A 24,288-nucleotide genomic window follows, 5' to 3' on the forward strand; every position below is an offset into this window, starting at 1 on the left:
GCGTGAGCCGTCCCAGAGCCGTTGAGTCCGCGACCGTCACGCTGATCGCGAGGTGACAGACGGTGTACATAACTGACTACGAGCTGTTCGAAGTACCGCCGCGCTGGCTATTCCTGAAGCTGACGACGAGCGACGGCACCGTCGGCTGGGGGAGCCGATCGTGGAGGGACGCTCCCACACGGTCGTCGCGGCCGTCGAGGAGCTGCTCGACAACTACCTCCTCGGCGAGGACCCGACGCGGATCGAAGACCACTGGCAGGCGATGTACCGCGGCGGCTTCTACCGCGGCGGTCCCGTGCTGATGAGCGCCATCGCCGGCGTCGACCAGGCGCTGTGGGACCTCAAGGGGAAGCAGTTCGGCGCGCCTGTCCACGAGCTGCTCGGCGGTCGCGCGCGCGACCGGATCCGCGTGTACCAGTGGATCGGCGGGGACCGGCCGGCGGACGTCGGCGAGGCCGCGAGCGAGAAGGTCGACGCGGGCTTCTCGGCGCTGAAGATGAACGCCACCGCGGAGCTGCGACCGATCGACAACCCGTCCGCGGTGTCCGACGCGGCCGACCGGATCGCGGCCGTGCGGGAGGCGGTCGGCGACGAGGTCGACATCGGCGTCGACTTCCACGGGCGCGTGTCGAAGCCGATGGTCCGGCGGCTCGCGGCGGCGCTGGAGCCGTACGACCCGATGTTCATCGAGGAGCCGGTGTTGCCGGAGCACAACGACGCGCTCTCGGCGATCCGCGAGTCGACGACGATCCCGATCGCGACCGGCGAGCGGATGTACTCGCGGTGGGACTTCAAGGAGGTGTTCGAGACCGACGCCGTCGACCTGATCCAGCCGGACGTGTCGCACGCGGGCGGGATCACCGAGCTGAAGAAGATCGCGTCGATGGCCGAGGCGTACGACGTGTCGGTGGCGCCACACTGCCCGCTCGGGCCGATCGCGCTCGCCTCGTGTCTCCAAGTCGACGCCTGTACGCCGAACGCGCTGATCCAGGAGCAGTCGCTCGACATCCACTACAACGAGACGAGCGACGTGTTGGACTACCTCGCCGACCCGTCGGTGTTCGAGTACCGCGACGGGTTCGTCGACATCCCCGACGGCGACGGGCTGGGGATCGAGATCGACGAGGAGCACGTCCGCGAACAGCGCGGCAACGTCGACTGGCACAACCCCGTCTGGCGCCACGACGACGGCTCCGTCGCGGAGTGGTGACCCGGATGCCGAGCCAGCCCGGACGACGTGGGGGAAACCGATGACCCGCCGTCCCGAGTCGCCGACCGAGGGCGCGGTCCCCGGACGGTTCGCCGGCGAGACCGCCATCGTCACGGGGTCGACCCGCGGGATCGGCGCCGGCGTCGCGGAGCGGTTGGCCGCCGAGGGGGCGAACGTCGTGGTCAGCGGGCGCTCCGAGGAGGTGGGGAGGGCCGTCGCCGACCGGATCGCGGAGTCGGACGGCGAGGGCGAGTCGACCGACGGCTCGCCGACCGGCGACGCGACGTTCGTCCGCGCCGACATGCGCGACCCGGACGACGTGGCCGCGCTGGCGGAGGCGGCCGCCGAGCGCTACGGCTCGGTCGACGTGCTCGTGAATAACGCCGGCGTCCAGACGGAGACAGCCGCCGACGAGGCGACGCTGGACGACTGGAAGTTCGTCGTCGAGACGGACTTCCGGGCGTACTGGCTCGCCGCGCGGGCCGCCCTCGAACACATGGACCGCGGGGCGATCGTGAACGTCTCGTCGAACCACGCGTACGCGACGATGCCCGCGCACTTCCCGTACAACGCGGTGAAGGCGGGTATCAACGGGATGACGCGGTCGCTCGCGGTCGACTTCGGTCCCCGCGTCCGGGTGAACACGGTCGTCCCCGGCTGGGTGGAGATCGATCGGACCCGCGAGGAGCTGCCGGCGGGGCGGTTCGAGGAGGTCGAGTCGATCCACCCGACCGGGCGGATCGGCACCCCGGCCGACGTCGCCGGCGCCGTCTCCTTCCTCGCGAGCGAGGACGCCGCCTTCGTCACGGGGGCCGCGCTGCTCGTCGACGGCGGTCGCGGCGCGGTGATCGGAAGACGACGCGCTCCCGGACTACCGAGCGCGCGAGGACGCGGAGTAGCCGGAGACGGTGACGTTCTCGCTCGATCGCGAGTGAGGCTTGGCGCCGGATCACCCCCTCTTATAGTCGGCCGACCGTAGCACCCGGTATGAATCCCTTCGACGCGCGCGCCGCGGGGTGGTCCCGATGACAGACCTCGTCACGTTCGGCGAGACGATGCTCCGGCTGTCGCCGCCGCGCGGCGAGCGGCTGGAGACGACCCGCGACCTGACCGTTCAGGCCGGCGGTGCGGAGAGCAACGTCGCCGTCGGGGCCGCGCGGCTCGGCGCCGACACCCGCTGGCTCTCGAAGCTCCCCGACTCGTCGCCCGGGCGCCGGATCGTGAACGAGCTGCGGAGCCACGGCGTTCGACCGGCCGTCGCGTGGGCCGACCCGGACGCGAGCCGGGTCGGGACCTACTACCTCGAACACGGCGGCTCGCCGCGGGGGACGAACGTGATCTACGACCGCGCCGACGCGGCGATCACGACCGTCCAGCCGGAGGAACTCCCGGCGGGGGCGGTCGAGGAGGCCAAGTGGTTCCACACGACGGGGATCACGCCCGCCCTCTCGGAGGCGGCCGCGGAGACGACGACCTCGCTGTTGCGAACCGCCGGCGACGCGGGGACCACCCGCTCGTTCGACCTGAACTACCGGTCGAAGCTCTGGGACCCGGAGACGGCGCGGGCGGCGTACGAGGACCTGTTCGAGCACGTCGACACGCTGTTCGTCCCCCGGCGTGACGCGCGCGAGGTGCTCGACCGCGAGGGCAACGCCGTCGAGATCGCGCACGGGCTGGCCACGGAGTTCGGGTTCGACACGGTCGTCGTCACCCGCGGACTCGACGGGTCGGTCGCGCTCCACGACGGGTCGGTGTACGAGCAGGAAGTCTTCGAGGCGGAGACGTTCGACGCGATCGGCACCGGCGACGCGTTCGTCGCCGGCTTCATCGCGGAGCGTCTCCGCGGCGGCGACCTCCCCGCCGCCCTCCGGTGGGGGTCGGCGACCGCGGCGCTGAAACGCACCACCGACGGCGACCTCGCGGTGACGACCCGCGAGGAGGTCCGGAGCGTCATCGAGGGCGAGGACGGGATAAACCGGTGAGCCGAGGGTGACGGTATGACCGCGCCCGCCGTCGACTGGCGGCTGATCCGCGAGGAGACCCGCCCCGGTCCGCTACAGATGGCGCTCGACGAGGTCGCCGCCGAGACCGCCGCGGCGGGCGGTCCCGCCACACTCCGGGCGTACCGCTGGGAGCCGAGCTGTCTCACGCTCGGCCGCCATCAGGACCCCGAGACGGTCGGCTGGGCGTTCTGCGAGCGCGAGGGGATCGACGTGACCCGGCGGCAGACCGGCGGCGGCGGGATCTACCACGACGCGCGCGGCGACATCGCCTACTCGATCGCGGTCCCCGCGGAGACGGTGCCGGGCGAACTGCTCGACTGCTACCACCTCCTCTGTGAACCCGTCCTCGACGCGTTCGACCGGCGCGGAATCGATGCCGACTACGTCGACGAGGCAGTGCCGGAGCTGTACCGCCCCGCCTGCTACCTCCGGGGGCTTCACCCGGCACACGACGTGGTGGCGGAACCAGACGGCGGTCAGTCCCGCAAGATCGCCGGCAACGCGCAGTACCGGAAGCGCGAGGCGGTGATCCAGCACGGGTCGCTGTCGTTTTCGGTCGACGCGGCGCGACACCTCGGCGTCTTCGCCGACCCGCCGGTGACACCCGAGGCGTTCGGCGAGCGCGTCGTCGGGATGGACGAGTTGGTCGACGTCGACCGCGCGGACGCGGTCGCGGCCGTCGAGTCGGCGCTTGCCGACTGGGCGAGCGAGGCCCCCGAAGCGACCGTCGAGGTGGACGGGTCGTGGACGGACGCGGAGCTGGAGCGGGCCGCGGAGCTCGTCGAGGAGAAGTACCGGGACGAGGAGTGGATCCGGACGCGGCCCGGGCGCGACGGGGCGTAGGGGGACTTCGGGAAGCGCGATCGGGAGTTCGCCCGGTTCCGAAGGGGCTTTTTCGGCCGCCCCCCAGTGTCCGGTATGAGTCTCAAGGTCGGCGCGCACGTCTCCATCGCCGGCGGCGTGGACAACGCCGTGGGAAATCAGGTCGAGGTCGGCGGTAACTGCGGACAGATCTTCACCCACTCGCCGCAGGTGTGGCAGGATCCGAACATCGACGACGACGAGGCCGAGCGGTTCCGCGAGGGGACTGAGCGCGACCTGGAGGGACCGTGGGTGATCCACACCTCCTACCTCGTGAACCTCTGTACGCCGAAGGAGGGGTTACGCGAGAAGTCGCTCGACTCGATGCGAAAAGGAGGTCGACGCGGCCGACAAGCTCGGAATCCCGTACGTCAACGTCCATCTCGGCGCGCACACGGGCGCCGGCGTCGAGGGCGGCCTCGACAACGCCGCGTCGGTGATCGACGAACTCGATGTGCCCGACGGCGTGACGATCCTGATCGAGAGCGACGCGGGCGCGGGGACGAAGCTCGGCGGCGAGTTCGAACACCTCGCGGGGGTCATCGACCGCACGGAGACCGACATCGACGTCTGCGTCGACACCGCCCACGCGTTCGCGGCGGGCTACGACCTCTCGACGCCCGAGGCGGTCGATCAGACGATCGGGGAGTTCGACGACGTGGTCGGGTTAGAACACCTGGAGTACGTCCACCTCAACGACTCGAAACACGAGTGCGGCACCAACAAGGACGAACACGCCCACATCGGCGAGGGGCACATCGGCGAGGCGGGGATGGAGCGGTTCCTCAACCACCCCGACCTGACCGACGTGCCGCTCGCCTTGGAGACGCCGACCGAGGACGGGAAGAGCTTCGCGTGGAACATCGACCGGGTTCGCGAGCTCCGTCAGGACTGAGGCCTTCTTATTCCCGGCGGCGCCGTCTCTGTTCTCCCCGAGGACGCCACCCGTCCGACGCGGATTTAAGTAACCCCGTGATCGATCCACGGATATGCCCACCACGAAGGCGTTACTGTTCGGACGCCGCCGCGACCGGGCGGTCGGGCTGGTGGTCGGGTTCGCCGGGGTCGTGACGCTCGCGCTCGTCGCCGCCTTCGCCGCCGAGTCGGCGGACGTGACGACGGCGAGCGCCCTGGCCGACCGGCTCCTGCCGCTGTTGGTGTTTTACGCGCCCGGGCCGTTGGCGGCCGCCGGGGCGTACGCGCGCTGCGGGGGACCGGCGTGTCTGGCCGTCGGCGTCGTGCCGGCGGTCGTCCTCGGCGGGTTCGTCCTCCTCGGGACGGTCGTCGGCGTCCCCGGCGTCAACGGGGGGAGTCCGGCGATCGGCGACGTGACGGTGAGTTTCGCCGCGATCGGCGTGAGCAGCGCGTTCGTCGGCTACTGCGCCGGCGTGACCGCCGTCCTCGGCGCCGACCTGCTGGGGTTCGGATCCGACAATGAGGACGGGGATATCGACGACGGCGACGAGGCTGACGAGGATATCGACGACGGCGACTGAGGAACGCGACCCGGCACGAGCGCGACGACCGATCTCCGGACGTTTATTTCCACCCGCGCCGAAGCGAGGGCGTGCGACGCTTCTCCGCCGAGTACCTCGAACACACCCGCCGCGGGATGTGGGACGACGGCCGCGACGCGCTCGCGGACCTCGAGCTGTCGAGCCGCGAGCGCGTCCTCGACGTCGGCTGCGGCACCGGTGAGCTGACGAGGGTGTTGGCCGCGGAGACCGACGCGACCGAAACGGACGGGGAAGACGCGGACGCGACCGTGATCGGCGTCGACGCCGACCCGGACCTCCTCTCGGTCGCCCGCGAAGCGGAACGGGAGTCGGACGCCGACGCGCGGATCGGCTACCTCGCGGGCGACGCGACCCGGCTCCCGTTCCGCGACGACGCGGTCGACCTGGCGGTCTGTCAGGCCCTGCTTATCAACCTCCCCGATCCGACCGCGGCGGTCCGTGAACTCGCCCGGGTCTCCGGGGACCTCGTCGCCGCGGTCGAGCCGGACAACGCCGACGTGCGGGTGAGTTCGACGGTCGACGACGAGGAGCGGCTGGAGCGCGAGGCCCGGGAGGCGTACGTCGACGGGGTGGACACCGACGTGGCGCTCGGCGACCGGGTGCGCGAGGCGTTCGACGCGGCGGGGCTGGTCGACGTACGGACGCGGCGGTACGTCCACGAGAAGCGGACCGAGCCGCCGTACGCGGAGCCGGCGCTGCGGTCAGCAGCGCGGAAGGCCTCCGGCGCGGGGTTGGCCGACCACCGCGACGAACTGGTGGCCGCGACCTCCGAGGACGCCTACGACGACCTCCGCGGGCGCTGGCGCGAGATGGGACGGAAGGTCGTCGACGCGATGGGCGCCGAGGAGTACGAGCGCGTCGAGTACGTCCCGTTCGACGTGACCGTCGGACGGGTCGCGGGCGACGACTGAAAGCGCCGGCGCGTGCGCCCCCGGTCTCGCTCCGGTCGTCGCCCCGCCGCTCCAGTTCCACTTCCGACGCGGGGGCGTGGCTCGCGGTTTTGTTCCGGGCGGGCCTCCCAAAGAACATGGACGACCGAATCCGTCGCCACGCCCGCGTACTGGTCGATCACTGTACGGACGTCGCCTCCGAGGACGACGTGGAGATCCGCGCGCCGACCGCCGCCGAGGACCTCGTCGTCGCGCTGTACGAGGCGCTCGGGCGGCGCGGCGCACGCCCGACGACCGTCTGGCGGAACCCCCGCGCGACCCGGGCGTACGCCCGCGAGATGGACCCGGACGACTACCGGCCGAAGGAGCACCGCGTCGCCGCGCTCGCGGCGACGGACGTCGTGATCCTGATAAAGGGCGCGCGCAACGCCAGCGAGACGAGCGACGTCGACGGCGAGGCGAGGCAGGCCGCGAGCCGAGCCAAGGAACCCCTGCTCCGCGAGCGGCTCGACACGCGGTGGGTTATCACGCAGCATCCGACGGCCGCGGACGCGCAGCGCGCCGGCCTGAGCACGGCGGCGTGGCGCTCGCTCGTGTACGACGCCGTCGACCGCGACTGGGCCGCGGTCCGGGAGCGACAGGAACAGGTCGCCGACCGGCTGGCCGCGGCCGACGAGGTCCGGGTGGTCATCGGCGACGACGCCGACCTCCGGTTCGACGTGGCGGGGATGGGGACCTACAACGACGCCGGCCGGGAGAACATGCCCGGCGGCGAGGTGGCAACCGTCCCCGCGGTCGACGGCGTGGAGGGGGAGATTCGGTTCGACCATCCGCTGCGTCGCGGCGGCCGGGAGGCAGAGGGCGTGCGCCTCGCGTTCGAGGCGGGCCGAGTCGTCGACTACGCGGCCGAGCGCGGCGAGGACGTGGTCGAAGACCTGATCGAGACGGACGCCGGCGCCCGCCGCGTCGGCGAACTCGGAATCGGCACCAACAGGGGGGTCGACCGCGTCACCGGGAACGTTCTCTTCGACGAGAAGGCGGCCGGCACCGTCCACGTCGCGCTCGGCGACGCCCTCTCCGAGTGCGTGCCCGAGGACCGGGACGAAAACGAGAGCGCGGTCCACGCGGACCTAATCCGTGGCGCGGGCGAGGACGCCCGGATCGCGTTCGACGGAGAGACAGTCTACCGGGACGGGGAGTTCCTGATCGGGGGCGGGGACGGGAGCGGGAGCGACTGAATCGCTCGCGGCCGCCCTCCACCGGAAGTCGAGTCAGATCATGTCGCCGCGCACCGACGCCCCCTCCTGCTCGGCGCGCCGCTGCTTGAGCACGTCGGCGGCCTCGTTCGCGGCGTCCTCGTCGGCACCGAGCATCCCGAGCGCGGCGGGCAGCGTCGGCATCGCGAGGGAGGCCTCGCGGAGGCGGTCGAACGCCTCCTCGTCGCGCTCGCCGTCGACCCACAGACAGACCCCGCGGGGGTCGAGCACCTCCTCGTAGGCGTCGCGGGCGAGCGCCCCCTTCAGCCGCTGGCGGACGTTGTCCTCGAAGCCCGCGTTACACACTTCGAGGTGGATCGGCTCGCTGTCCTCAACCAACTCGGCCGCGAGACACTTCTCGGGCGCCGCGTACCCGTTGTCGCTCGTCCGCACGCGGTCCGGGTTCGACTCGGCCCACGCGGCGTCGACCGTGGTCCCCACGCCCTTCACGCCGTACTCGGACTCGAACTCGGCGGCCGCCTCGCTGTCGCCGCCCATGATCACGTCCTTCGTGAGGTAGACGTCGAGCCGGTCGACCGGGTCGAGTCCGAGCGCGACGTCGCCGAACGCCCACACCTCGCGGACGGGCACCGGCATCGGCTCGCTCGCGACGCGGTCGACGAGCGACTCCAATCGAATCGACGGCCCGTTCGCGTTCCATTGACGGGGAGTAGACGGCGGGCGGGCAAACCGGTTACGCTCGGGCGGTCGGCGTCCGAGGTCGGCCCGCCGTCACAGGACGAACGACCGAAGCCCGTTGAGCGAGCGCGCGTTGAGCACGTTCGACGACTCGGCCCAGCCCCGCCGCGCGGTGTGGACCCCGTATCGAGCGTTGTCGAGTTCGCGGGGGGCGTGCGCGTCGGTGTTGACGGCGATCGGCGCGCCCGCCTTTACCGCGGCCCGGACGAACTCGCCGTCGGCGTCGAGCCGGGCGGGGTTCGCGTTCACCTCGATGGCGGTGCCGGACGACGACGCGGCCGCCGCGATCGCTTCGATATCCGGGTCGAGTCCCGGGCGCTCGTTGATGAGGCGGCCGGTCGGGTGGCCGAGGATATCGACGTGCGGGTGTTCGACCGCCCGGATCAGGCGCTCGGTGGCCTCCTCCCGGTCCTGCCCGAGCGCGGCGTGGGGCGACGCGACGACCAGGTCGAGGGCGGCGAGCGTCTCGTCGTCGGTCGAGAGGCCGCCGTCGGCGTCGATGTTCGCCTCGATCCCGTGGAAGATCGGGATGTCGACCTCGTCGGCCGCCTCCGCGATCGCCGCGGCCTGCTCCTCGATGTCGGACTCGTCGAGACCGACCCCGCCGACCATCCCCGGCCCGGTCGCGTGGTCGGTGACGACGTGGTAGTCGTACCCGCGCTCGTCGGCGGCCGCGGCCATCTCGGTGATCGAGAAGCCGCCGTCGGACCAGTCGGAGTGGGTGTGGAGATCCCCGCGGAGATCACCCGGCTCGACGAGGAACGGGAGTCGCCCCTCGGCGGCCGCCTCGACCTCGCCGCGGTCCTCGCGCAGCTCGGGCGGGACCGGGTCCATGTCGAGCGCGCGGTAGACCTCGTCCTCGTCCTCGCCGGCGATCCGGTCGCCGGCGCGCGTCGAATCGGCGTCGGCCGCGTCGTCGTCGGCCGCGGCGTCACCGGAGGGTTCCTCGTCGATGTCGCTCACGTCGAAGAGACCGTACTCGTTCAGCTTGAGCCCGCGGTCGATCGCGCGGTTGCGGACCGCGACGTTGTGCGCGCGCGAGCCGGTGAAGTACTGGAGCGCGGCGCCGAACTCGTCGGGGTCGACGATCCGGAGGTCGACGCGGGTGCCGTCGGCGCGCACGCTCGCCTTCCCGGTGCCCGCCTCGATCGTCGCGTCCGCGGCGTCCCAGTCGGTGAACGCCTCGACGATCGGGTCGCGCTCCTCGCTGGCGACGAGCAGGTCGACGTCGCCGATCGTCGGTTTCCACCGGCGGATCGACCCGCACACCTCGGCCGATTTGACCGAATCGAGGTCCGCGAGGTACGCGAGCGCGTCGTCCGCGACGGGGCGGGCGTCTCCGAGGCGAGTGCGCTCGCGAGCCTCCCGCGCGAACGGGACGTTGTCGAGGATGTTCTGTTCCGTCTTGGCCCCGAATCCGGAGACCTCCTGAATCTCGCCCGCCTCCGCGGCGGCCTCCAACTCGTCGAGGTCGGTGATTCCGAGCGCGTCGTACAGCGAGCCGACCGTCTTCGGGCCGACGCCCTCGACCGCGGTCAGCCCCGCCATGTCAACCGGTAGCTCCTCGCGCAGGTCGTCGAGCTCCTCGATCCCGCCGGTCTCGACGTACTCGACGATCTTCGCGGCGATGGCGTCGCCGACGCGGTCGATTTCGGCGACCGCGTCCTCGCCCTCGGCCGCGAGCCCCTCGATCGGCGCGGGGTGCTCGCGGACGTTCTCGGCCGCCCGTCGATAGGCGGTCGGCTTGTACTCGACGCCCGTCGCCTCGAGGAGGTCGGCGAACTCCTCCAGCCGCGTCGCGACCTCGTCGTTCCGGCTCATCGGTCACCGTTCGTCGGCGCCCCACTTAGGTCGACGGGGAACTTCCCCCGCGAGCGGAACCCTCCGTCACCCAGAGTCCGGCCGCGACGAGCGCCGCAAGTCCCATCGACCCGGCGAGCAGCGCGAACGCGGGCCGGAACCCGACCGCGTCCGCGATGATCCCGACCGCGCTCGGCGCGAGCGCGCCGGCGCCCATGAGCAGCGTCCGGACGACGCCCAACCCCCCACCGGCGAGCCGCTCCGGGAGCAGTTCCATCAGGTAGGCGCTGCGCACGGGCTGGAAGCCGTGCGAGCCGAGACCGAACGCGGCGACGACGACCGCGGCCGCGACGGCGCCGCCGCCGAGACCGGGGAGCGAGACGAGCGCGGCGAGCGCCGCCGCCGCCAGCCCGAGCGTGCCGACCATCACGGGGAACCGCCCGATGCGGTCGGAGAGGTCGCCGGTCGCGAGCTGGACGAACGTCACCGCGAACACGAGCGAGTAGAGGAGGTTGGCGGTCGACGTCGCCAGCCCGGCGGCCTCCGAGAGGTACAGCGGGAGGAACGCCACCAGGCCGTTGTGCGCGAACGAAAACCCCACGGTCACCAGCACGAACGCCGAGAAGCGCGGGTTCCGGAACAGCCGGAGGTACTCGCGCGTCTCCGGCGAGTCGTCGCCGTCGGCGTCGCTCCCCCGGTCGCCGCGGGCGACCCGGAGAGCCGGACCGCGGTCGCGACCGCGAGGCCGACGGCGAGGGCGCCGGTGAGGAGGAACGGCGCGCGCCAGTCGGCGCCGGGGAGGCGGGCGAGGATGGCCGCGAGCGCGGGCGGCGCCGAGAGGACGGCGACGACGACCGCGGGCGCAGCGACCCCGCCCATCGCGCCGAGCGTGTCGTGCGCGCCGAGCATCCGCCCGGTGCGGGCGGGGTAGACGCGGGCGATCAGCCGCACCGAGACGGTCTTGTGGACGCCCGTCCCCGCGCCGACGACGAGCATCGCCGCGACGAGGGCGGCGAAGGGGGCGTCGAAGACGATAGCGAGCGACCCCGCGCCGGCGACGAGCGCGCCCGCGACGATCACCCGTACCGGGCCGAGGCGGTCCGCGACCGCACCGCTCGGGAACTGGAGGAGGGCGTACACGACCATGAATCCGGTGAACGCGGTCCCGACGGTGGCGTTGCTCACGCCGTAGGCGCCCTGAATCGACTCGAACAGCGGCGGGAAGAGGTAGCGGACGAACTTCCCGAGGAACCAGATCAGCGAGACGAGGATCAAGGCGTCGTACTCGCCGATCCGGTCGCGGTTCATCGGCGGAGCGTAGCCCGGTCACCCGTATAAAGGGCCTGAAGCGCTCGGGGGCTGCCGGTAGGGACTGGACTCGGTGCTCGTTGCCTGTCCGAGTAGCGTCCGGGACGCGATGGTCCATAGTAGACTCTTTTAGGCCCTATTTACTATTTGGTTAGAATAGTATTAATAGATATTGTCTAAACAATTAACATTCAATACCACACATAGAATTAAGTTGTTGTGTTTCTTTCTCGAATTTATGCCTTCTAATAACGGGTAGACCCCGAGTAGGAACGGTGTCGCAACGAAGCGAGAAATACTCAAGACGATCGGTGGTCTTGGAATAGGGACGGCGGCTACAGTAGCCGGATCAACCACGGTCGCAGCGGAGGAAACAGATGAAGAACCCGTCAAGAAGACCGATAGTGAAGCCGAGAAACAATTTTTAGACCGGCTTCGGGATTCCAAGGAGTACGGCGTAGTCGAGGGAATGATCACGGACGGTGACTTTTCCCCTCAATTTGGAGAGGCAGAGGTATTCGAGTTGGTAACGACACACGACAGCGTCGACCGAGACGGTTTCGTAGCACGCGTTCCGACGGAGAACAAAGCCGACGATGACATTTCTGTGAGAATCGGAGCATACGCTCCCTCCGTTGACACGGGAGGTCTTGAGGTTCGCGTCACGGCGAGTAAAAATGGTCGCGATTTAGCGGCACTATACGTCGACGCCGAGACTATCGAGAGCGAGCCGAACGGGTACCGGAGTTACGCTCCGAGCGAAAAAGATGGCGGTGAGTTATCACCTCAGGGAATTCTCCCCGGATGGGACGATATTCGTGACGCCGCACAATCAGTTATCGATAGTGGCCAAGAGATCATCGATGGCGCTGCAGAGACATTTACTGAAACGGCCGATTTCCTCGAAGATGAGCTCAACGACACCGTGGACGAAGCCTACGAACAGACGGAGCCGCTGTTCGATGCGGTAGAGTTCACACCGACCCCCGACAAGGAACCGCCACAGGATCTCGTCGACAGTGCAAACGAGTTGGGTGCCACTTACGTCGAGACGATCGATCTCGACCGTGCCTGCTACACCATCGGCCTCACGCTAACCCTGGGCAACGCAGTATCAGTTACCATGACGGGTGTTGGCGCAGGAGGCGGGACGCTCGTGGCTCTCGGCGGAGGCATAGCCGCAACTATTGGTGGTTGTACCCTGTTGGATTTCATCAATACATTTAAAGCTGACTCAAGTTGTAGTTTCAGATACGCATACGTTTTCGAGGAAAAAGATATCACCGGTGACACCGAAAACTGGTTAATCGCGATGCCCTGCGAGTAACCGACCGAGAGCCGGTTTTGACTCATGACCAAATCATCACAGGCGTCCAACGACGGCACCGAGATCGGATCGGACTCGGAACGTATGAGGTCGATCCTCATAGTCGGGGTCGGCACACTAGTAGTAGGGGTATGGAAACTCGTCGCCGGCAATCTCGTGACGGCCGGGTCGATGTTCGTGTTCACAGCACTATGTGTCGCGAATCTCCGTTCCGAAACCACCCGTCGATGGATGGAAGATCATCCGATCGTGGTGTTGGTCGGACTCACCACCGTGGCCGTCGTTAGTGTCGTCGCCGCGATGCCGTAACCGACGGAATTGATATACACCCCGCGCTGAAGCGCGAGGATTCCCGGGTGTTTTTCTGAGAATAAGTTCTTACTCACGTTTCAGATATAGACCAACAAAAGTATCACATTCACATGGCAGCTTCTGCGGCACTCGGTCCGCAGTTCTCATCGACCGACTAGTTCAGACAGGAATCCGGCTGAGGGAGAGGGTTTCGACAGCGCCTACCATTTAAAACGGCCCCTTGCCGCCGCCCATCATGTCGCCGAGACCGCCGCCGCCCTCGCCGCCCATCTTCTTCATCATGCGCTGCGATGTCGCCTTCGCCCATCCCCTGGAACTGGCCGATCGTCTCCTCCATCATCGAGTGCTGCTCTAAGAGCTGCTGGACCGTCTCCTCGTCGGTTCCGGAGCCGCGGGCGATGCGCTCGACGCGGGACTGGCCGACGACGCGGGGATTCTCTAACTCCTCTTCCGTCATCGAGTCCATGATGCGCTCGAACCGGCGCATCCGGTCTTGGGTGACGTCCATCGCGTCGTCGGGCAGCTCGTCCATCATCCCGCCGCCCAGCCCGGGGATCATGTCCATCACCTGATCGAGCGGGCCCATCTTGTTCATCGCGTCCATCTGGCGTTTCATATCCTTCAGGGTGAACTCCCCCTGAAGCATGTCCTCGGGGTCCCAGTCCTCGTCTTCCTCTTGGGTCTCCTCCATCGCGCGCTCGACGCGCTCGGAGAGCTGTTTCAGGTCGCCCATCCCGAGCAGCCGGGAGATGAACCCCGACGGCTCGAACCGCTCGATGTCCTGAACGGTCTCGCCGGTGCCGAGGAAGGCGATAGAGGAGTCGGTCTCGTTGACCGCGGTCAGCGCGCCCCCACCCTTCGCGGTCCCGTCGAGCTTGGTGATCATCACGCCCTCGATGCCGATCGACTCCTCGAACTGGCGGGCCTGCTCTTTCGCGCCCTGCCCGATCGCGGCGTCGAGCACGAGCAGCGAGCGGTCGGGGTCGACGACGCCCTCGATCTCCTCGATCTCGGCGATGAGGTCGTCTTCGAGTGCGTGGCGTCCGGCCGTGTCGACGATGTGAACGTCGGCGTCTTCGGTCTCTTCCAGCCCCGTCCGGGCGATGTCGACCGGGTCGTCGTTGTCGGGGTTGCCGTAGAAGTCGACCTCCGCGCGCTCGCACATCTGTTTGGCCTGGTCGTACGCGCCCGGCCGGAACGTGTCGGTCTGGATCACCGCGGGGCGGAGTCCCTTCTTCGAGAACCACCACGCCATCTTCGCCGCGGAGGTGGTCTTCCCGGACCCCTGAAGCCCGGCGAGCAGGATCGTTTGGTTTTCGAGGGGGAGTTCGGTGGAGTCGCCGACCAGTTCGACCATCTCCTCGTAGACGATCCGGAGGACGTGGTCTTTCGCGGTCGTGCCGCCCGGCGGCTCCTCTTCGAGCGCGCGGGACTTGATCGAGTCCGACAGCTCCATCACGAGGGAGACGTCGACGTCGGCGGAGAGGAGGGAGCGCTGGATCTCCTTGACGATCTCCTCGACGTCGCTCTCGGAGAGTCGGGACTTCCCCTGGAGCTTGTCGAGGCTGCTCCGCAGGGACGTGCCGAGGTCGTCGAGTACCATTTGCCGGAGCTAGGCGGGCGACGCGGTAAAGCTTTGTTCGTCGGGACCGGCAGCAACCCGTTCGGCGCGGGCGAGCCGAGCGACCGAACGGCTCAGTCCGGAAACACGCGTAGCGACGGGAAGTACGTCGAGTAAAATCCCTCGTCGAAGCTGACCAGTCCGTCGCAGTCGACGGCGGCGTGCGCGCCGATGAGGAAGTCGGCCGCGACGTGCTGGCGCGGCGAGAGCGACTCACCGCACGCCTCGCAGTCGATTGACCGTTTCTCGCCACACGCGGGACACTGGATCCCGTCCGGGCGACGGTCAACGTATTCGCGGAACCGATCGCCCGCGGCGAAGCGCGCTTCGCGCGAGGGATCGACCACGTCGACGCTGAAGTCCGCGAGGAAGTGATCGAGGTCGGCGGCCGAATCGAAGCGGCCGTCGGCCGCGAGTTCGGCGTAGACGACCGGCGCGGCGACGATCGCCCCGTCTCGATACGCGCGTCTGAGCGCCGTCTCGCTGGCGTCGGCGTGTTCGTCGTCGTACAGCAGCGCGAGGAACGCGTTCGTGTCGACCGCCGTCGTCACGAGTCGGCACCCGTCTTTTCGTCGTCGGAACGGTCGGCAATTTCGGGCATTTCGTCGGCCTCTCGCGGGTACTCGCCGCGAAGTCGACGCATCCGCTCCAGCATCGTCTCGTCGCTGTCGGCGCTTCCACGATGCTTCTCGAACGGGTCGTCGCCGTCCTCGGTGGTCGGTGCCCGCTTCTGGAGTCGATACTCGGACCCGACGCGCTCGAAGTCGACCTCGTCTCCGGGTTCGATCCCGAGGGCGTCACGGATCTCTTTCGGGATAGTGACTTGCCCCTTCGTGGTAACTCTAGGCATGCGCCAGTTCTACTTTTACCGTAATACTAAATAAGTATTACCCAAGAAAACACCGGTCGAGAGCGGACAGACGAGTCGGAGACTGTCGTCCACCTCAGACCTCCTCGGCGATGTACCGCTCGATCCGCGTCACGAGATTGGGGCGGAACGTCCAGAAGCCGTCCCAGACGTTCGGCTCGTCTTCGAGCGCGAGCAGCGCGACGTGGTCGCCGTCGCCGCCGTCGGGCGGCGTGAACACGACGAACCACGACCGCTGATACGGGTAGGAGGTCCCGGTGTGGACGGTGAGCGGAAGCCCCGAGAGCGAATCCGCGTCCCCGACGCCGTACACGTGGACGTCGACGCCGGTCCCGGCGACGCGCTCGTACACCGACCGGGTGCCGCGCTCGTCGTCGATCCGCGAGAGCCGCTGGAAGGAGGCGCGAAGCGTTCCCGTCCCGTGTTCGGCCGCGATCCGCTCTATCACGCGCGAGATGATGATGAGGAGGAGCTTCTCCTTGTTCGAGGCGGGATATCCGCGGACCCGAAACGGGACCTCGTTCAGCCCTTCGAACACGTCGGGGAGCGCGACCTCGTCGAGTTCGATCCCGCCGGTCTTGTACAGGTCGGAGTTGATGAGCAGCACCGATTCGAGTAGTTCGTCGAGGGGCGAGCGCGCGACGACCGACCCGTTCTCGACGAGCGCGACCACGTCGTCGTCCGCCGCAAAGTCGGAGCCTCCCTCGCTGACCGAGACGGGCTGACCGTCGAGCAGCGAGTCGAGCAGGTTCCGGACCGGGTCCGGCGACGACCGGTTCAACAGGACGAGGTGCCGGTCCGGCGCCTCGAGCTCGTCGAAGAACGAGCGGAGCGATTCGGCCATACGCGTCACTCCGGCCGAACGCGCAAAGTCCTTACTCCCGACCGCGCTCGGCGACGAGCCGCGCGCCGGCGGCGTCGATCCGACAACTCTCGGGATCGTAGCCCGCGTCGGAGAGCCCGGTCCCGAGCGCGAAGACGGTGCGGCCGAGCATCGCCATCGCGGCCTCGCCGCCGGCCGCGTCGACCGCGTCGACCGCCTCGGCGACCTCGGGGACGAGGAGGTCAGCCTCGCTGGCGAACTCGCGGGCCGCGTCCATCAGCGTCGGGAGCCGCGGGTCCGCCCGGAGCTGATCGAGCGCCGCCTCCCCGGCCGCGGAGAGGGCCGCCGTGTCCCCGCCTAACACCTCCTCGGTCGACAGTTCGCCGAACGTGACGTACTCGACGCGCGCGGTCGCCGGAACGCCGTCGAGTTCGCCGACGCCCGGCGCGCCGGGTTCGAGTCGGACGGGGACCCCGCCGCGCGCCTGCGCGACGACGTCGCCGAGACCGGTCCCGCGGGCGACCTCCGCGGCGTGGGCGATCCGAATCAGCTCGTTCTCGGAGCGGCGGCGGTCGAACGCGGCGTTCGCGGCGAGGGCGGTCCCCAGCGCCGCCGCGCCGGAGACGCCGAAGCCAGCGCCGATCGGGAGGTCGGTCTCGACCGCGACGTCGGCCGCGGCGGCGCCCAGTTCGTCAAGCACGTCGTCGACCGCGCCGATCGATCCGGTCTCCCCGTCGATCGTACGGGACCCGGTCCCCGGACTTCCGGGATCGTCGCCCGCCGACACCCGGACGGTCATGCCGTCGGTGAGGGTCACGCCAGCGCCGCGCAATCCGGCGACGACCGGGTCGTCGGCGGGGTGCGCGCTGAAGAAGGCGGTGACGTGACCCGGGACGAACGCGGTCGCCCGCTGGCTGCTCATGGGGTGGCCGACGAGCGGGCCGCGATTAACGGTTGTTATCCCGGACGGAACGGGCGGGAAGCGGGCGCGGTCGTCGTCGCGGTGGGGCGGTCCCGCGCGCTCGGGACGACACCGCAGGCCTAAATACCGGCCGACCGAACTCGGGCCGTATGCGAAGCCAGTTGCGTCCCGTCCTCGCCGCCGTGCTCGCGCTGGTGCTCCCGGGGCTGGGCCACCTCACGCTGCGCCGGTGGGGACGGGCGCTGCTGTGGCACCTGACGATCGTCGGCGGCGGCGTCGCGCTGTTCGCGCTGTACGACGTCGAGCCGGTCAACCCGTTCGCCGACCCCGCGGCGGTGTCGGCGGCGATCCCGACCGACGTGGCGCTCCCCGTCGCACTTCTGTTCGCGCTGTCGGCGCTCGACGCGTTCCTCGTCGGGCGGGCGGACATCGCGGAGCGCGAGCGGGCCGACGCCGCCGCCGAGGCGATGCGGCGCCGCGCCGCGAGCGCGGACGGTGACGACGCCCCGGGAGGCGACCAAATTCCCCCGAGCGCGGCCATCAGCGGGAAGGACGGCGAGACGCTCGAAGTGACGTGTCCCAACTGCGGCCAGGAGACCGACGCCGACCTCGACTTCTGTCACTGGTGTACCGAGCCGCTCCCGTGGGCGGAGGCGGACGATCGGTAACGCGGACGGTCCCCCACCGGTTGTTTCTCACCGCTGATAATTGAAGGCCAACTATCATATGACCCCGCCGTGAGGTTCGGGTACGGACGCGAACGACGGACGGAACATGAGTCTGAATCCACGACGATACGACGTACGGGAGCTGCGCCGGATCGCGGACGCGCCGCGAGACGGCGCGGACGGGGCGCCTCGGGAGCGGGCGCTCCGGCAGCCGAACCGGAACCGAGCCGAGCAGGCGGCGCGCTCGGCGGCGTTCACGGAGCTGCTCCAGCGTCAGCGTGGTGAGCGGTTGAACGGGGGCGACAGCGCGGATCGACCGTATCTGACGGCGATCCCGGCGTCGCCCGCGGCGGAACGCGAGATCGGCGAGTGGCTCGGCTACCTCGTCGACGTCGGTGGCCACGTGCGGAGCCGGGACGCGCTGTCCTACTACGCCGAACTCGACTGGGTCGACGACGACGCGGTCGCGGCGCTGACGCGCCGCCTGGAGGGGTTCGACGCCCCGACGCGCGACCGACCGTTCACGCCCGCGGACCACCGGATCAGCCTCGTCTCCATCGTCCGGATCGCTTCGTGTGCGAGTGACCAATGAGCGACGACGAATCCACGGACATCAACGAATCGGACGAATCGGCAGCGGTCGGCGTGAAACTGGGCAGCACCCGGACGGTGCTCGACGTCCCCGACGGACGGGGCGGCCGCGAGCGCCACTCGGTGCTGACCTGCCTGGCGACCTACGAGGACGCCATCACCGGCGAGGAGAAGGTGCTGTTCGGCGAGGAGGCCGCGGTCGAGTACCCCGACCGCGTGCGCTTCATGCTGCGCTCGGGACTCCCCGAGGACGACGACAGCGTCGCGGACGCGGAGCGCTTCTTCGAGGCAGTCGTGGACGCCCACGACGTGCCCGAGGACAGCGCGGTCGTCTACGCGGTGCCGACCATCGACAACGAGGCGGGCGTCGAGAACCTCAAGTCGGTGATCGAAGGCTCCTCCATCGGCGAGGTCGAGACGCGGAGCTACCCCGAGTCGCTGTGCGGGGCGATCCCCGCCTACGGCGACGACCTCGACGCGATCGACGAGGTGTTCGTCTCGGTGAACCTCGGCTCGACGACGATGGAGGCGTGCGCCTACCGGCGCGGCGAGCAGCTCTCGCCGTTCTCGACCGGCTCGGTGACGGGCAACGAGGTCGACCGCCGGATCGTCGCCGCCGTCGAGGAGGAGACCCAGGGACGGGTCCACATCGACCGGACGACGGCCCGAGAGTACAAAGAGCAGCACGGCGACGTGTACGACTTCGAGCCGTTCACCGACGTGGTCCAGCAGCCGGGCGGCGGGAGCCACGAGTTCACCGTCGACCGCGGCGTTCAGGAGCCGATCGACCGCTACATCGACGAGGCGGTCGACGTCGTCGCGAACGAGTTCCTCCCCGAGCTCGCGAACGACCACATGAAGCCCTACCAGCTGGCGCTCGGGCGCCCCCTCGCCATCACCGGCGGCATGGCGTGGATCCCCGGACTGACCGAGGAGTTCGAGAAGCGGCTCAGCGACGAACTCGACCGCGACGTCGAGGTGGTCTCGCCCGACGAGCCCGCGACCGCGGCCGCGGACGGCGCGGCGCGCATCGCGGCGCGGCTCGTCTGAGCGGCGCGGCTCGTCTGAGCGGCGCGCGAGCGGTTCGTTCTTCTACTTTTAAAGCCTGTAGCGAGCGATCCACGCAATAGAGAGTGAAACCGATGCGGTGGCGCGTGCCTTCGAGCGCCCACCGGGCGCGAGGGAGTCGCGGCCGCTTTTAAGCGGCCGCGACGAAGCTGGGGAGGTGTGAGGTGCTGTGCGGTCGCGGTCGGGCGGGACTCAAAGGGGCAGTCGCCGACGGCTTCGCCGCCGGCTGCCAGAGGCGCGTAGCGCCTCGCTGCCGCGAGGACGAAGACGCGCGACACAAGGACCGCAGGGAGCGAGCGAAGCGAGCGACTGAGGACCGCAGCGAGCGCATCGAGTCCTCGCGGCTGGGGCTTTGGAGGCGTTCACCGCGGAGTTACGGATCACGTACAGCCGAGCGGCTGGGGCTTTGGCGGTGTTCACCGCCGATCCATCGTCGATCATTTATAAACAAGCGGCCGCCACGTTGGCGGCACTCACTCCCGATCCGCAATCAACTATTTATACGTCAAAGAGGCGTTCGGCGTCGTTCGCCTGTCGGCGGTAGATGCCGCGGCCCTTCAGCCGCGGTATCTCGTGGCGGTGGAGGCGCTCCGTCTCGGCGTCGTAGACGAGTGGGAACACGTTCGTCCGGCGCTTCGCGACCGTGAACCCGGACATCGCGTCGAGCAGCGACGGGTCGGGGTCCGGGGTCGCGAACGTCACGTAGCCGATCGGCGTCGGCGCCTCGCCGCCGTCGGCGCGCCCCGGTCGGGGATCGACCCTGTCGGCGAGCACGTCGCGGAACGAGGCCGCGGTCTCGGCGAGCGCCTCCGGACCGACCGCTTCGCCCTCGACCAGCGTCGCCAACACCGCCACGTCGCCCAGCGTGTCGTCCGTCTCGCGGGTCGCCCACAGGCGGTCGAACGCGTCCGTCCGCTCGTCGACCGCCTCGAAGCCGTGTTTGCGCCGCTTCGTGGCGATCGACTCCCGGTATTCGGAGATGTCCATGAGATGTCCACGATCCGCATGGTAAAAAATGACATAGGTAGCTCGGACTCGACGGTGGAGGCGCCGACTGTCGGAGAGTGGAGAGGCTCGCGGAACCACCCGTGGAACGAGCGGCCGTCGGTTCGGTCAGCGGATAGTCCCGGGCGGATTCGAACCGCCGTCAATGGCTCCAAAGGCCATTATGATTGGCCACTACACCACGGGACTGCGAGTTCGGCTAACCGGCGGGCACTCAAGTACGTTACTCTCCGCGACGAGACCCGGCACCCCCGGCTACGCCCCTTCCTCGATCCGGTCGAACCGCGCCTCGAAGTTCTCCCGGCAGGAGCCGCAACAGAAGTGGTACAGCGTCCCGTCGATGCGAGCCGACTCCCCCTCGGCGGTGACGGTGTTCCCGCACTCGACGCACTCGATAGCGAGGTCCGCGTCGCCGACCGCGGGCGACCACTCGTGAGCGTCGAGCGGTCGCACCGACAGGTCGCGCACGGCGTCTAACCCGACCGCGTCGTCGACGAGGTCGCGGGCGGTCCCCTCCTCGACGCGCGCGACGACCGTCACCTCGCCGTCGGCGGTGAGGAACGCGTGCTCGACGCGCTCGTGGCCCGCAACCGCCTCGTGGACGCGCTCGGCGTCCGCGGGCGCGACGGCGAGCGTCGCGAGGACCCGCAGCCCGTCGGAGAGCGCATCGCCGTCGATCCGGAGCGTGAACCCCTCTATCACGCCCACCTCGCGGAGGCGGTCGACCCGGTCCGACACCGCGGGCGCCGACAGGTCCACGCGCTCGGCGATGTCGCTGTACGGGCGCCGCGCGTCGGCCAACAGCAGCCGAATGATCTCCCGGTCCGTCTCGTCGAGGGTGCGCATGGGCGGGCGTTCGGTCGGCGCGGCAAAAAGGCGTCCGGGCGGAAGGACTCCGACCCGAGGACGGCGAAACCGAGCGCGTCCAAGAAACCGGTCGCCCGCGGGGGCGACGGAAAGGCAGTTGTATCCGCGACGCCAACGAGTACGCATGACGACGATAGACGTTGACGGCATGTCGTGTACGGGCTGTGAGGACAACGTGACCGACGCGCTCGGGGAGCTTCCGGGCGTCGAGTCGGCCAGCGCCGACCACGAGGCGGGCACCGCGACCGTCGAGGGCGACGTGGACGTCGACGCCGTCGTGGCCGCCATCGAGGACGCCGGCTACGAGGCCTCGGCGTAGGCATCGAAACGCACGGACGGAGGCGCGGATCGTCGCAGGCGCGCGGATCGTCGCAACCGGATCGCCGGGGCTTTTTCACCCGAACGCGCTCGCAGAGACATGGACACCGTACTGGTCACCGGGAGCGCCGGCGGCGTCGGCGCGTGGACGGTCGACGCGCTCGCCGACGCGGGTCGGGAGGTGGTCGCCGTCGACCGCCGAACGCCCTCGACCGGCGAGCGGCGCGACGACATCGACTACGTGGCGGCAGACCTCACCGACTACGGCGAGACGCGGCAGGTGGTCGAGGCGGCTGCGCCCGACGCGGTCGTCCACCTCGCCGCGATACCGCACCCCGAGGACCACGCCGGCTCGCGGGTGTTCGCGAACAACGTCGAGAGCGCGTACAACGTCTTCGACGCCGCCGGCGCCGCGGGCGCACGGATCGTCTGGGCGTCGAGCGAGAGCCTCTACGGCACCGTCTTCGCCGACGACGACTGGCTGCCAGACCGGCTCCCGATCGACGAGGAGACGCCGACGGAACCCGAGGACCCCTACGGTCTCTCGAAGGTAGTCGGCGAGGAGACCGCGGCCGCCGCCGCCCGCCGACACGGGGTCGCCGCCGTCTCGCTGCGCCTCTCGTGGGTCACGTACCCCGGCGACGAGCGGCGCCGCGAGGCGCGCGAGACGTTCGACCCCGCGACTGCCGACCCGAGCGGCAACTGCTGGTCGTCCGTCGACGTGCGCGACGTGGTCGCGGCGATCGAGGCCGCGATGGACCCCGACGCCTCGGTCGAGGGCCACGAGGCGGTGTTGATCGTCGCCGCGGAGAACTTCCTCGGCCGCGACACCGCCGCGACGATCGAGGCGGTCCACGGCGACCTCCCCGCCGAGTGCGACCTCGACGGCGACGAGTCGGTCTTCGACTGCTCGAAGGCGGAGCGGCTGCTCGGCTGGGAGCCGACGTACTCGTGGCGCGAGGGGGTCGCGGACAGTAGGTGAATCCCGTTCCGGCCCGAGCCGGACATCCCGGAGTCAAACTCGCGAGTCCCGCAACCGATGTGAGTCTGGCTACCACACATGTTTATATATTTTGAAACTATTGATAGAACGTCACTATGTCGCGGCGTGCGGATCGGTCAGGCCGGACCCGAGACGAACAGAGGCCCGTCCGTGATCAGAGACAGCGCGAACATCGAGAATATCGACCTGAGGAGCGGGAACGACGGCTACACGGGCGGTCGCGACGGACCGCGGGTCCCCGGCAGAGCGGAAACGCGAGACGGAGCCTCCTCTCCGTGTCGGGGATCGCGCTACTGACCGCGACGAAGACGGCCGACGCGGCCACAACGGGGGTCGGACTCGTGTACGTTCCCGGGATCTACGAGGCGAACGCCGTGGCCGCGCACCTGTTCCACCGAATGGGGGTCGCCAACGGACTCCTGGTTACGTCCTTCGCGGTCATCGCCGTGATCGCGCTGGTCACCGAAGTCGCCTCCATCACCGTGTGTGCGCGCCGATCGGACGCCCACCTCGCATCGGTGGTCCGGCTGGTGGGATACGGCGTTCCGTCCGCGCTGTTCGCGGCCGTGTCGATGTACAACGTCACCAAGCTACTGGCCGGTATCGAGACCGCAAAGCTGTTTTGACAGTCTCTTACGGCGAAATATCACGCCGGCAGCGGAGGGTCACTCGCGGTTGGGCGACCTGGACGGCCGACCGTCGGTCCGGAGTGTCGGTTTCGAAAACGGGTTCCACTGGGCTGCGTCTTCGACGTTCCAGAACTGTTCATCGCACGAGGGACACAACGGCTCCGACAGCATCGACAGGTCGACGGTCATGCCGCAGTTCCCGCACCGTCCGGTGTCGATCCCCTTCCGGATCGCCTGTTTTCGGAGCGTATTGAGCGCCTCGCGATTCCGCTCGGCGTCGGAAACGGTGTTGACGGCAGTCGAAAGCTCTTCGATCCGGTTGTCGAACTCGCGGACTGTGCCGAGGACCTGCTCGAAGAGGGCCTCGATCTGATCGAATTCCTCGTCTATCCACGCCTCGAACTCGGTCTGCGTCTCCTCGACATCTTCGAGGTTCGCTTCGACGGCGTCGATTCGGTCCGCCACCTCGGTGTTCTCTTGGTCTACGCGAGATTCCAGCGACTGGATCTCGCTGTGGAGCCGGGTCACGTCGTCCGAGAGGCGGTCGGTGAACTCCTCTTGTCTGGACCGCTGCTGTTCGACATCGAGCGAGAGGTCGGCGATCTGCCGTCGCAGCTCCGCGACCCGCCTGGTGAGTTCGACCTCGGTTGGGCTGAGATCGTCTCTGGGGTCAAGGTCGTCCGGATCGAGCTGTTCCGACGTCTGCGACTCCGGTGAGTCCG

General features: G+C 69.2%; 22 protein-coding genes, 1 tRNA gene and 6 pseudogenes. 17 read left to right on the plus strand and 12 right to left on the minus strand.

The window, feature by feature from the left end:
* The first annotated feature begins 62 nt into the window (after nt 1-62).
* The 8 genes and pseudogenes from dgoD (at nt 63) to ACODNG_RS05290 (ending at nt 7,719) form a co-directional block, all read left to right on the plus strand.
* Nucleotides 63-1,210: pseudogene (gene dgoD, locus ACODNG_RS05255) on the plus strand (galactonate dehydratase).
* Between the two features lie 40 nt (nt 1,211-1,250).
* Nucleotides 1,251-2,109, plus strand: a pseudogene (locus tag ACODNG_RS05260) (SDR family NAD(P)-dependent oxidoreductase).
* A gap of 126 nt (nt 2,110-2,235) precedes the next feature.
* Nucleotides 2,236-3,192: a bifunctional 2-dehydro-3-deoxygluconokinase/2-dehydro-3-deoxygalactonokinase gene (gene kdgK1 / locus ACODNG_RS05265; RefSeq protein WP_434522712.1), complete on the plus strand. Its 957-nt coding sequence runs from the start codon at nt 2,236-2,238 to the stop codon at nt 3,190-3,192.
* 15 nt (nt 3,193-3,207) lie between these two features.
* Nucleotides 3,208-4,056: a lipoate--protein ligase family protein gene (locus tag ACODNG_RS05270; RefSeq protein ID WP_434522713.1), complete on the plus strand. Its 849-nt coding sequence runs from the start codon at nt 3,208-3,210 to the stop codon at nt 4,054-4,056.
* Nucleotides 4,057-4,131: 75 nt separating this feature from the next.
* A pseudogene (locus ACODNG_RS05275) lies at nt 4,132-4,969 on the plus strand (deoxyribonuclease IV).
* A 94-nt stretch (nt 4,970-5,063) separates the two neighbouring features.
* Nucleotides 5,064-5,570: a hypothetical protein gene (locus ACODNG_RS05280; RefSeq protein ID WP_434522714.1), complete on the plus strand. Its 507-nt coding sequence runs from the start codon at nt 5,064-5,066 to the stop codon at nt 5,568-5,570.
* A 71-nt stretch (nt 5,571-5,641) separates the two neighbouring features.
* On the plus strand, nt 5,642-6,502 hold the full coding sequence (locus ACODNG_RS05285) for a class I SAM-dependent methyltransferase (protein WP_434522715.1): 861 nt from the start codon (nt 5,642-5,644) through the stop codon (nt 6,500-6,502).
* Between the two features lie 116 nt (nt 6,503-6,618).
* Nucleotides 6,619-7,719 carry an aminopeptidase gene (locus ACODNG_RS05290; protein WP_434522716.1) on the plus strand — a complete coding sequence of 367 codons (1,101 nt, stop codon included), beginning with the start codon at nt 6,619-6,621 and terminating at the stop codon, nt 7,717-7,719.
* A gap of 33 nt (nt 7,720-7,752) precedes the next feature.
* Here the strand turns inward: ACODNG_RS05290 and ACODNG_RS05295 are convergent.
* From ACODNG_RS05295 to ACODNG_RS05305, 3 genes and pseudogenes are all read right to left on the minus strand, one after another.
* Nucleotides 7,753-8,398 (minus strand): annotated as a pseudogene (locus ACODNG_RS05295) (DUF7095 family protein).
* A gap of 71 nt (nt 8,399-8,469) precedes the next feature.
* Nucleotides 8,470-10,257: a helix-hairpin-helix domain-containing protein gene (locus ACODNG_RS05300; protein WP_434522717.1), complete on the minus strand. Its 1,788-nt coding sequence runs from the start codon at nt 10,255-10,257 to the stop codon at nt 8,470-8,472.
* A 25-nt stretch (nt 10,258-10,282) separates the two neighbouring features.
* Nucleotides 10,283-11,544, minus strand: a pseudogene (locus ACODNG_RS05305) (MFS transporter).
* A gap of 469 nt (nt 11,545-12,013) precedes the next feature.
* Between ACODNG_RS05305 and ACODNG_RS05310 the strand changes: the two are divergent.
* Both ACODNG_RS05310 and ACODNG_RS05315 read left to right on the plus strand, forming a co-directional pair.
* Nucleotides 12,014-12,871, plus strand: a complete 858-nt coding sequence (locus ACODNG_RS05310) for a hypothetical protein (protein ID WP_434522718.1) — start codon at nt 12,014-12,016, stop codon at nt 12,869-12,871.
* 84 nt (nt 12,872-12,955) lie between these two features.
* Nucleotides 12,956-13,180 carry a hypothetical protein gene (locus ACODNG_RS05315; RefSeq protein ID WP_434522719.1) on the plus strand — a complete coding sequence of 75 codons (225 nt, stop codon included), beginning with the start codon at nt 12,956-12,958 and terminating at the stop codon, nt 13,178-13,180.
* 210 nt (nt 13,181-13,390) lie between these two features.
* Here the strand turns inward: ACODNG_RS05315 and ACODNG_RS05320 are convergent.
* The 5 genes and pseudogenes from ACODNG_RS05320 to ACODNG_RS05340 all read right to left on the minus strand — a co-directional run bounded on the left by ACODNG_RS05320 (nt 13,391) and on the right by ACODNG_RS05340 (nt 17,417).
* A pseudogene (locus ACODNG_RS05320) lies at nt 13,391-14,786 on the minus strand (signal recognition particle protein Srp54).
* Nucleotides 14,787-14,878: 92 nt separating this feature from the next.
* On the minus strand, nt 14,879-15,355 hold the full coding sequence (locus ACODNG_RS05325; protein ID WP_434522720.1) for a PIN domain-containing protein: 477 nt from the start codon (nt 15,353-15,355) through the stop codon (nt 14,879-14,881).
* On the minus strand, nt 15,352-15,654 hold the full coding sequence (locus tag ACODNG_RS05330; RefSeq protein WP_434522721.1) for an AbrB/MazE/SpoVT family DNA-binding domain-containing protein: 303 nt from the start codon (nt 15,652-15,654) through the stop codon (nt 15,352-15,354). Before ACODNG_RS05330 ends, ACODNG_RS05325 begins: the two co-directional genes overlap by 4 nt.
* Before the next feature lie 94 nt (nt 15,655-15,748).
* A complete protein-coding gene (locus ACODNG_RS05335; protein ID WP_434522722.1) occupies nt 15,749-16,516 on the minus strand; it encodes a DICT sensory domain-containing protein in 768 nt (255 codons plus the stop codon).
* Between the two features lie 31 nt (nt 16,517-16,547).
* Nucleotides 16,548-17,417, minus strand: a complete 870-nt coding sequence (locus ACODNG_RS05340; protein WP_434522723.1) for a pantoate kinase — start codon at nt 17,415-17,417, stop codon at nt 16,548-16,550.
* Nucleotides 17,418-17,566: 149 nt separating this feature from the next.
* Here ACODNG_RS05340 and ACODNG_RS05345 point away from each other — a divergent pair, with 149 nt between their 5' ends.
* The 3 genes from ACODNG_RS05345 (at nt 17,567) to ACODNG_RS05355 (ending at nt 19,726) form a co-directional block, all read left to right on the plus strand.
* Nucleotides 17,567-18,085 (plus strand): DUF7575 domain-containing protein, encoded by a 519-nt coding sequence (locus ACODNG_RS05345; protein ID WP_434522724.1) that lies wholly within the window; start codon nt 17,567-17,569, stop codon nt 18,083-18,085.
* A gap of 106 nt (nt 18,086-18,191) precedes the next feature.
* Entirely contained in the window at nt 18,192-18,677 is a 486-nt protein-coding gene (locus tag ACODNG_RS05350; RefSeq protein WP_434522725.1) for a FlaD/FlaE family flagellar protein, read from the plus strand.
* Nucleotides 18,674-19,726, plus strand: coding sequence for a hypothetical protein (locus ACODNG_RS05355; protein ID WP_434522726.1), 1,053 nt, complete (start codon nt 18,674-18,676; stop codon nt 19,724-19,726). Before ACODNG_RS05350 ends, ACODNG_RS05355 begins: the two co-directional genes overlap by 4 nt.
* A 516-nt stretch (nt 19,727-20,242) precedes the next feature.
* Here ACODNG_RS05355 and ACODNG_RS05360 read toward each other — a convergent pair.
* The 3 genes from ACODNG_RS05360 to ACODNG_RS05370 form a co-directional block, all read right to left on the minus strand.
* A complete protein-coding gene (locus ACODNG_RS05360; protein WP_434522727.1) occupies nt 20,243-20,731 on the minus strand; it encodes a hypothetical protein in 489 nt (162 codons plus the stop codon).
* A gap of 134 nt (nt 20,732-20,865) precedes the next feature.
* Nucleotides 20,866-20,938 (minus strand) — tRNA-Gln (locus ACODNG_RS05365).
* Between the two features lie 66 nt (nt 20,939-21,004).
* Nucleotides 21,005-21,595 carry an AsnC family transcriptional regulator gene (locus ACODNG_RS05370; RefSeq protein WP_434522728.1) on the minus strand — a complete coding sequence of 197 codons (591 nt, stop codon included), beginning with the start codon at nt 21,593-21,595 and terminating at the stop codon, nt 21,005-21,007.
* A gap of 145 nt (nt 21,596-21,740) precedes the next feature.
* On the opposite strand from ACODNG_RS05370, the gene ACODNG_RS05375 reads away from it, so the two are divergent.
* The 3 genes from ACODNG_RS05375 to ACODNG_RS05385 all read left to right on the plus strand — a co-directional run bounded on the left by ACODNG_RS05375 (nt 21,741) and on the right by ACODNG_RS05385 (nt 23,563).
* Complete coding sequence (locus ACODNG_RS05375) at nt 21,741-21,935, plus strand: heavy-metal-associated domain-containing protein (protein ID WP_007344879.1); 195 nt, start codon at nt 21,741-21,743, stop codon at nt 21,933-21,935.
* Between the two features lie 99 nt (nt 21,936-22,034).
* Nucleotides 22,035-22,916 carry an NAD-dependent epimerase/dehydratase family protein gene (locus tag ACODNG_RS05380; RefSeq protein ID WP_434522729.1) on the plus strand — a complete coding sequence of 294 codons (882 nt, stop codon included), beginning with the start codon at nt 22,035-22,037 and terminating at the stop codon, nt 22,914-22,916.
* A 296-nt stretch (nt 22,917-23,212) separates the two neighbouring features.
* Complete coding sequence (locus ACODNG_RS05385; RefSeq protein WP_434522730.1) at nt 23,213-23,563, plus strand: hypothetical protein; 351 nt, start codon at nt 23,213-23,215, stop codon at nt 23,561-23,563.
* Nucleotides 23,564-23,602: 39 nt separating this feature from the next.
* Here the strand turns inward: ACODNG_RS05385 and ACODNG_RS05390 are convergent, their stop codons facing one another.
* Entirely contained in the window at nt 23,603-24,094 is a 492-nt protein-coding gene (locus tag ACODNG_RS05390) for a hypothetical protein (protein WP_434522731.1), read from the minus strand.
* On the opposite strand from ACODNG_RS05390, the gene ACODNG_RS05395 reads away from it, so the two are divergent.
* The gene (locus ACODNG_RS05395) at nt 24,080-24,283 is read left to right on the plus strand and encodes a hypothetical protein (RefSeq protein WP_434522732.1); all 204 of its coding nucleotides are present in this window, start codon (nt 24,080-24,082) and stop codon (nt 24,281-24,283) included. The genes ACODNG_RS05390 and ACODNG_RS05395 overlap by 15 nt on opposite strands.
* The last annotated feature ends 5 nt before the right edge of the window (nt 24,284-24,288 follow it).

The sequence above is a fragment of the Halorubrum sp. AS12 genome, from assembly GCF_051122765.1.
GTDB classification, from domain to species: domain Archaea; phylum Halobacteriota; class Halobacteria; order Halobacteriales; family Haloferacaceae; genus Halorubrum; species Halorubrum trapanicum.

Coding starts and splice junctions, on each gene's coding strand:
- kdgK1 (WP_434522712.1), top strand. CDS start 2,236: ATGACAGACCTCGTCACGTTCGGCGAGACGATGCTCCGGCTGTCGCCG.
- ACODNG_RS05270 (WP_434522713.1), top strand. CDS start 3,208: ATGACCGCGCCCGCCGTCGACTGGCGGCTGATCCGCGAGGAGACCCGC.
- ACODNG_RS05280 (WP_434522714.1), top strand. CDS start 5,064: ATGCCCACCACGAAGGCGTTACTGTTCGGACGCCGCCGCGACCGGGCG.
- ACODNG_RS05290 (WP_434522716.1), top strand. CDS start 6,619: ATGGACGACCGAATCCGTCGCCACGCCCGCGTACTGGTCGATCACTGT.
- ACODNG_RS05300 (WP_434522717.1), bottom strand. CDS start 10,257: ATGAGCCGGAACGACGAGGTCGCGACGCGGCTGGAGGAGTTCGCCGAC.
- ACODNG_RS05310 (WP_434522718.1), top strand. CDS start 12,014: ATGATCACGGACGGTGACTTTTCCCCTCAATTTGGAGAGGCAGAGGTA.
- ACODNG_RS05315 (WP_434522719.1), top strand. CDS start 12,956: ATGAGGTCGATCCTCATAGTCGGGGTCGGCACACTAGTAGTAGGGGTA.
- ACODNG_RS05330 (WP_434522721.1), bottom strand. CDS start 15,654: ATGCCTAGAGTTACCACGAAGGGGCAAGTCACTATCCCGAAAGAGATC.
- ACODNG_RS05335 (WP_434522722.1), bottom strand. CDS start 16,516: ATGGCCGAATCGCTCCGCTCGTTCTTCGACGAGCTCGAGGCGCCGGAC.
- ACODNG_RS05340 (WP_434522723.1), bottom strand. CDS start 17,417: ATGAGCAGCCAGCGGGCGACCGCGTTCGTCCCGGGTCACGTCACCGCC.
- ACODNG_RS05345 (WP_434522724.1), top strand. CDS start 17,567: ATGCGAAGCCAGTTGCGTCCCGTCCTCGCCGCCGTGCTCGCGCTGGTG.
- ACODNG_RS05350 (WP_434522725.1), top strand. CDS start 18,192: ATGAGTCTGAATCCACGACGATACGACGTACGGGAGCTGCGCCGGATC.
- ACODNG_RS05355 (WP_434522726.1), top strand. CDS start 18,674: ATGAGCGACGACGAATCCACGGACATCAACGAATCGGACGAATCGGCA.
- ACODNG_RS05360 (WP_434522727.1), bottom strand. CDS start 20,731: ATGGACATCTCCGAATACCGGGAGTCGATCGCCACGAAGCGGCGCAAA.
- ACODNG_RS05370 (WP_434522728.1), bottom strand. CDS start 21,595: ATGCGCACCCTCGACGAGACGGACCGGGAGATCATTCGGCTGCTGTTG.
- ACODNG_RS05375 (WP_007344879.1), top strand. CDS start 21,741: ATGACGACGATAGACGTTGACGGCATGTCGTGTACGGGCTGTGAGGAC.
- ACODNG_RS05380 (WP_434522729.1), top strand. CDS start 22,035: ATGGACACCGTACTGGTCACCGGGAGCGCCGGCGGCGTCGGCGCGTGG.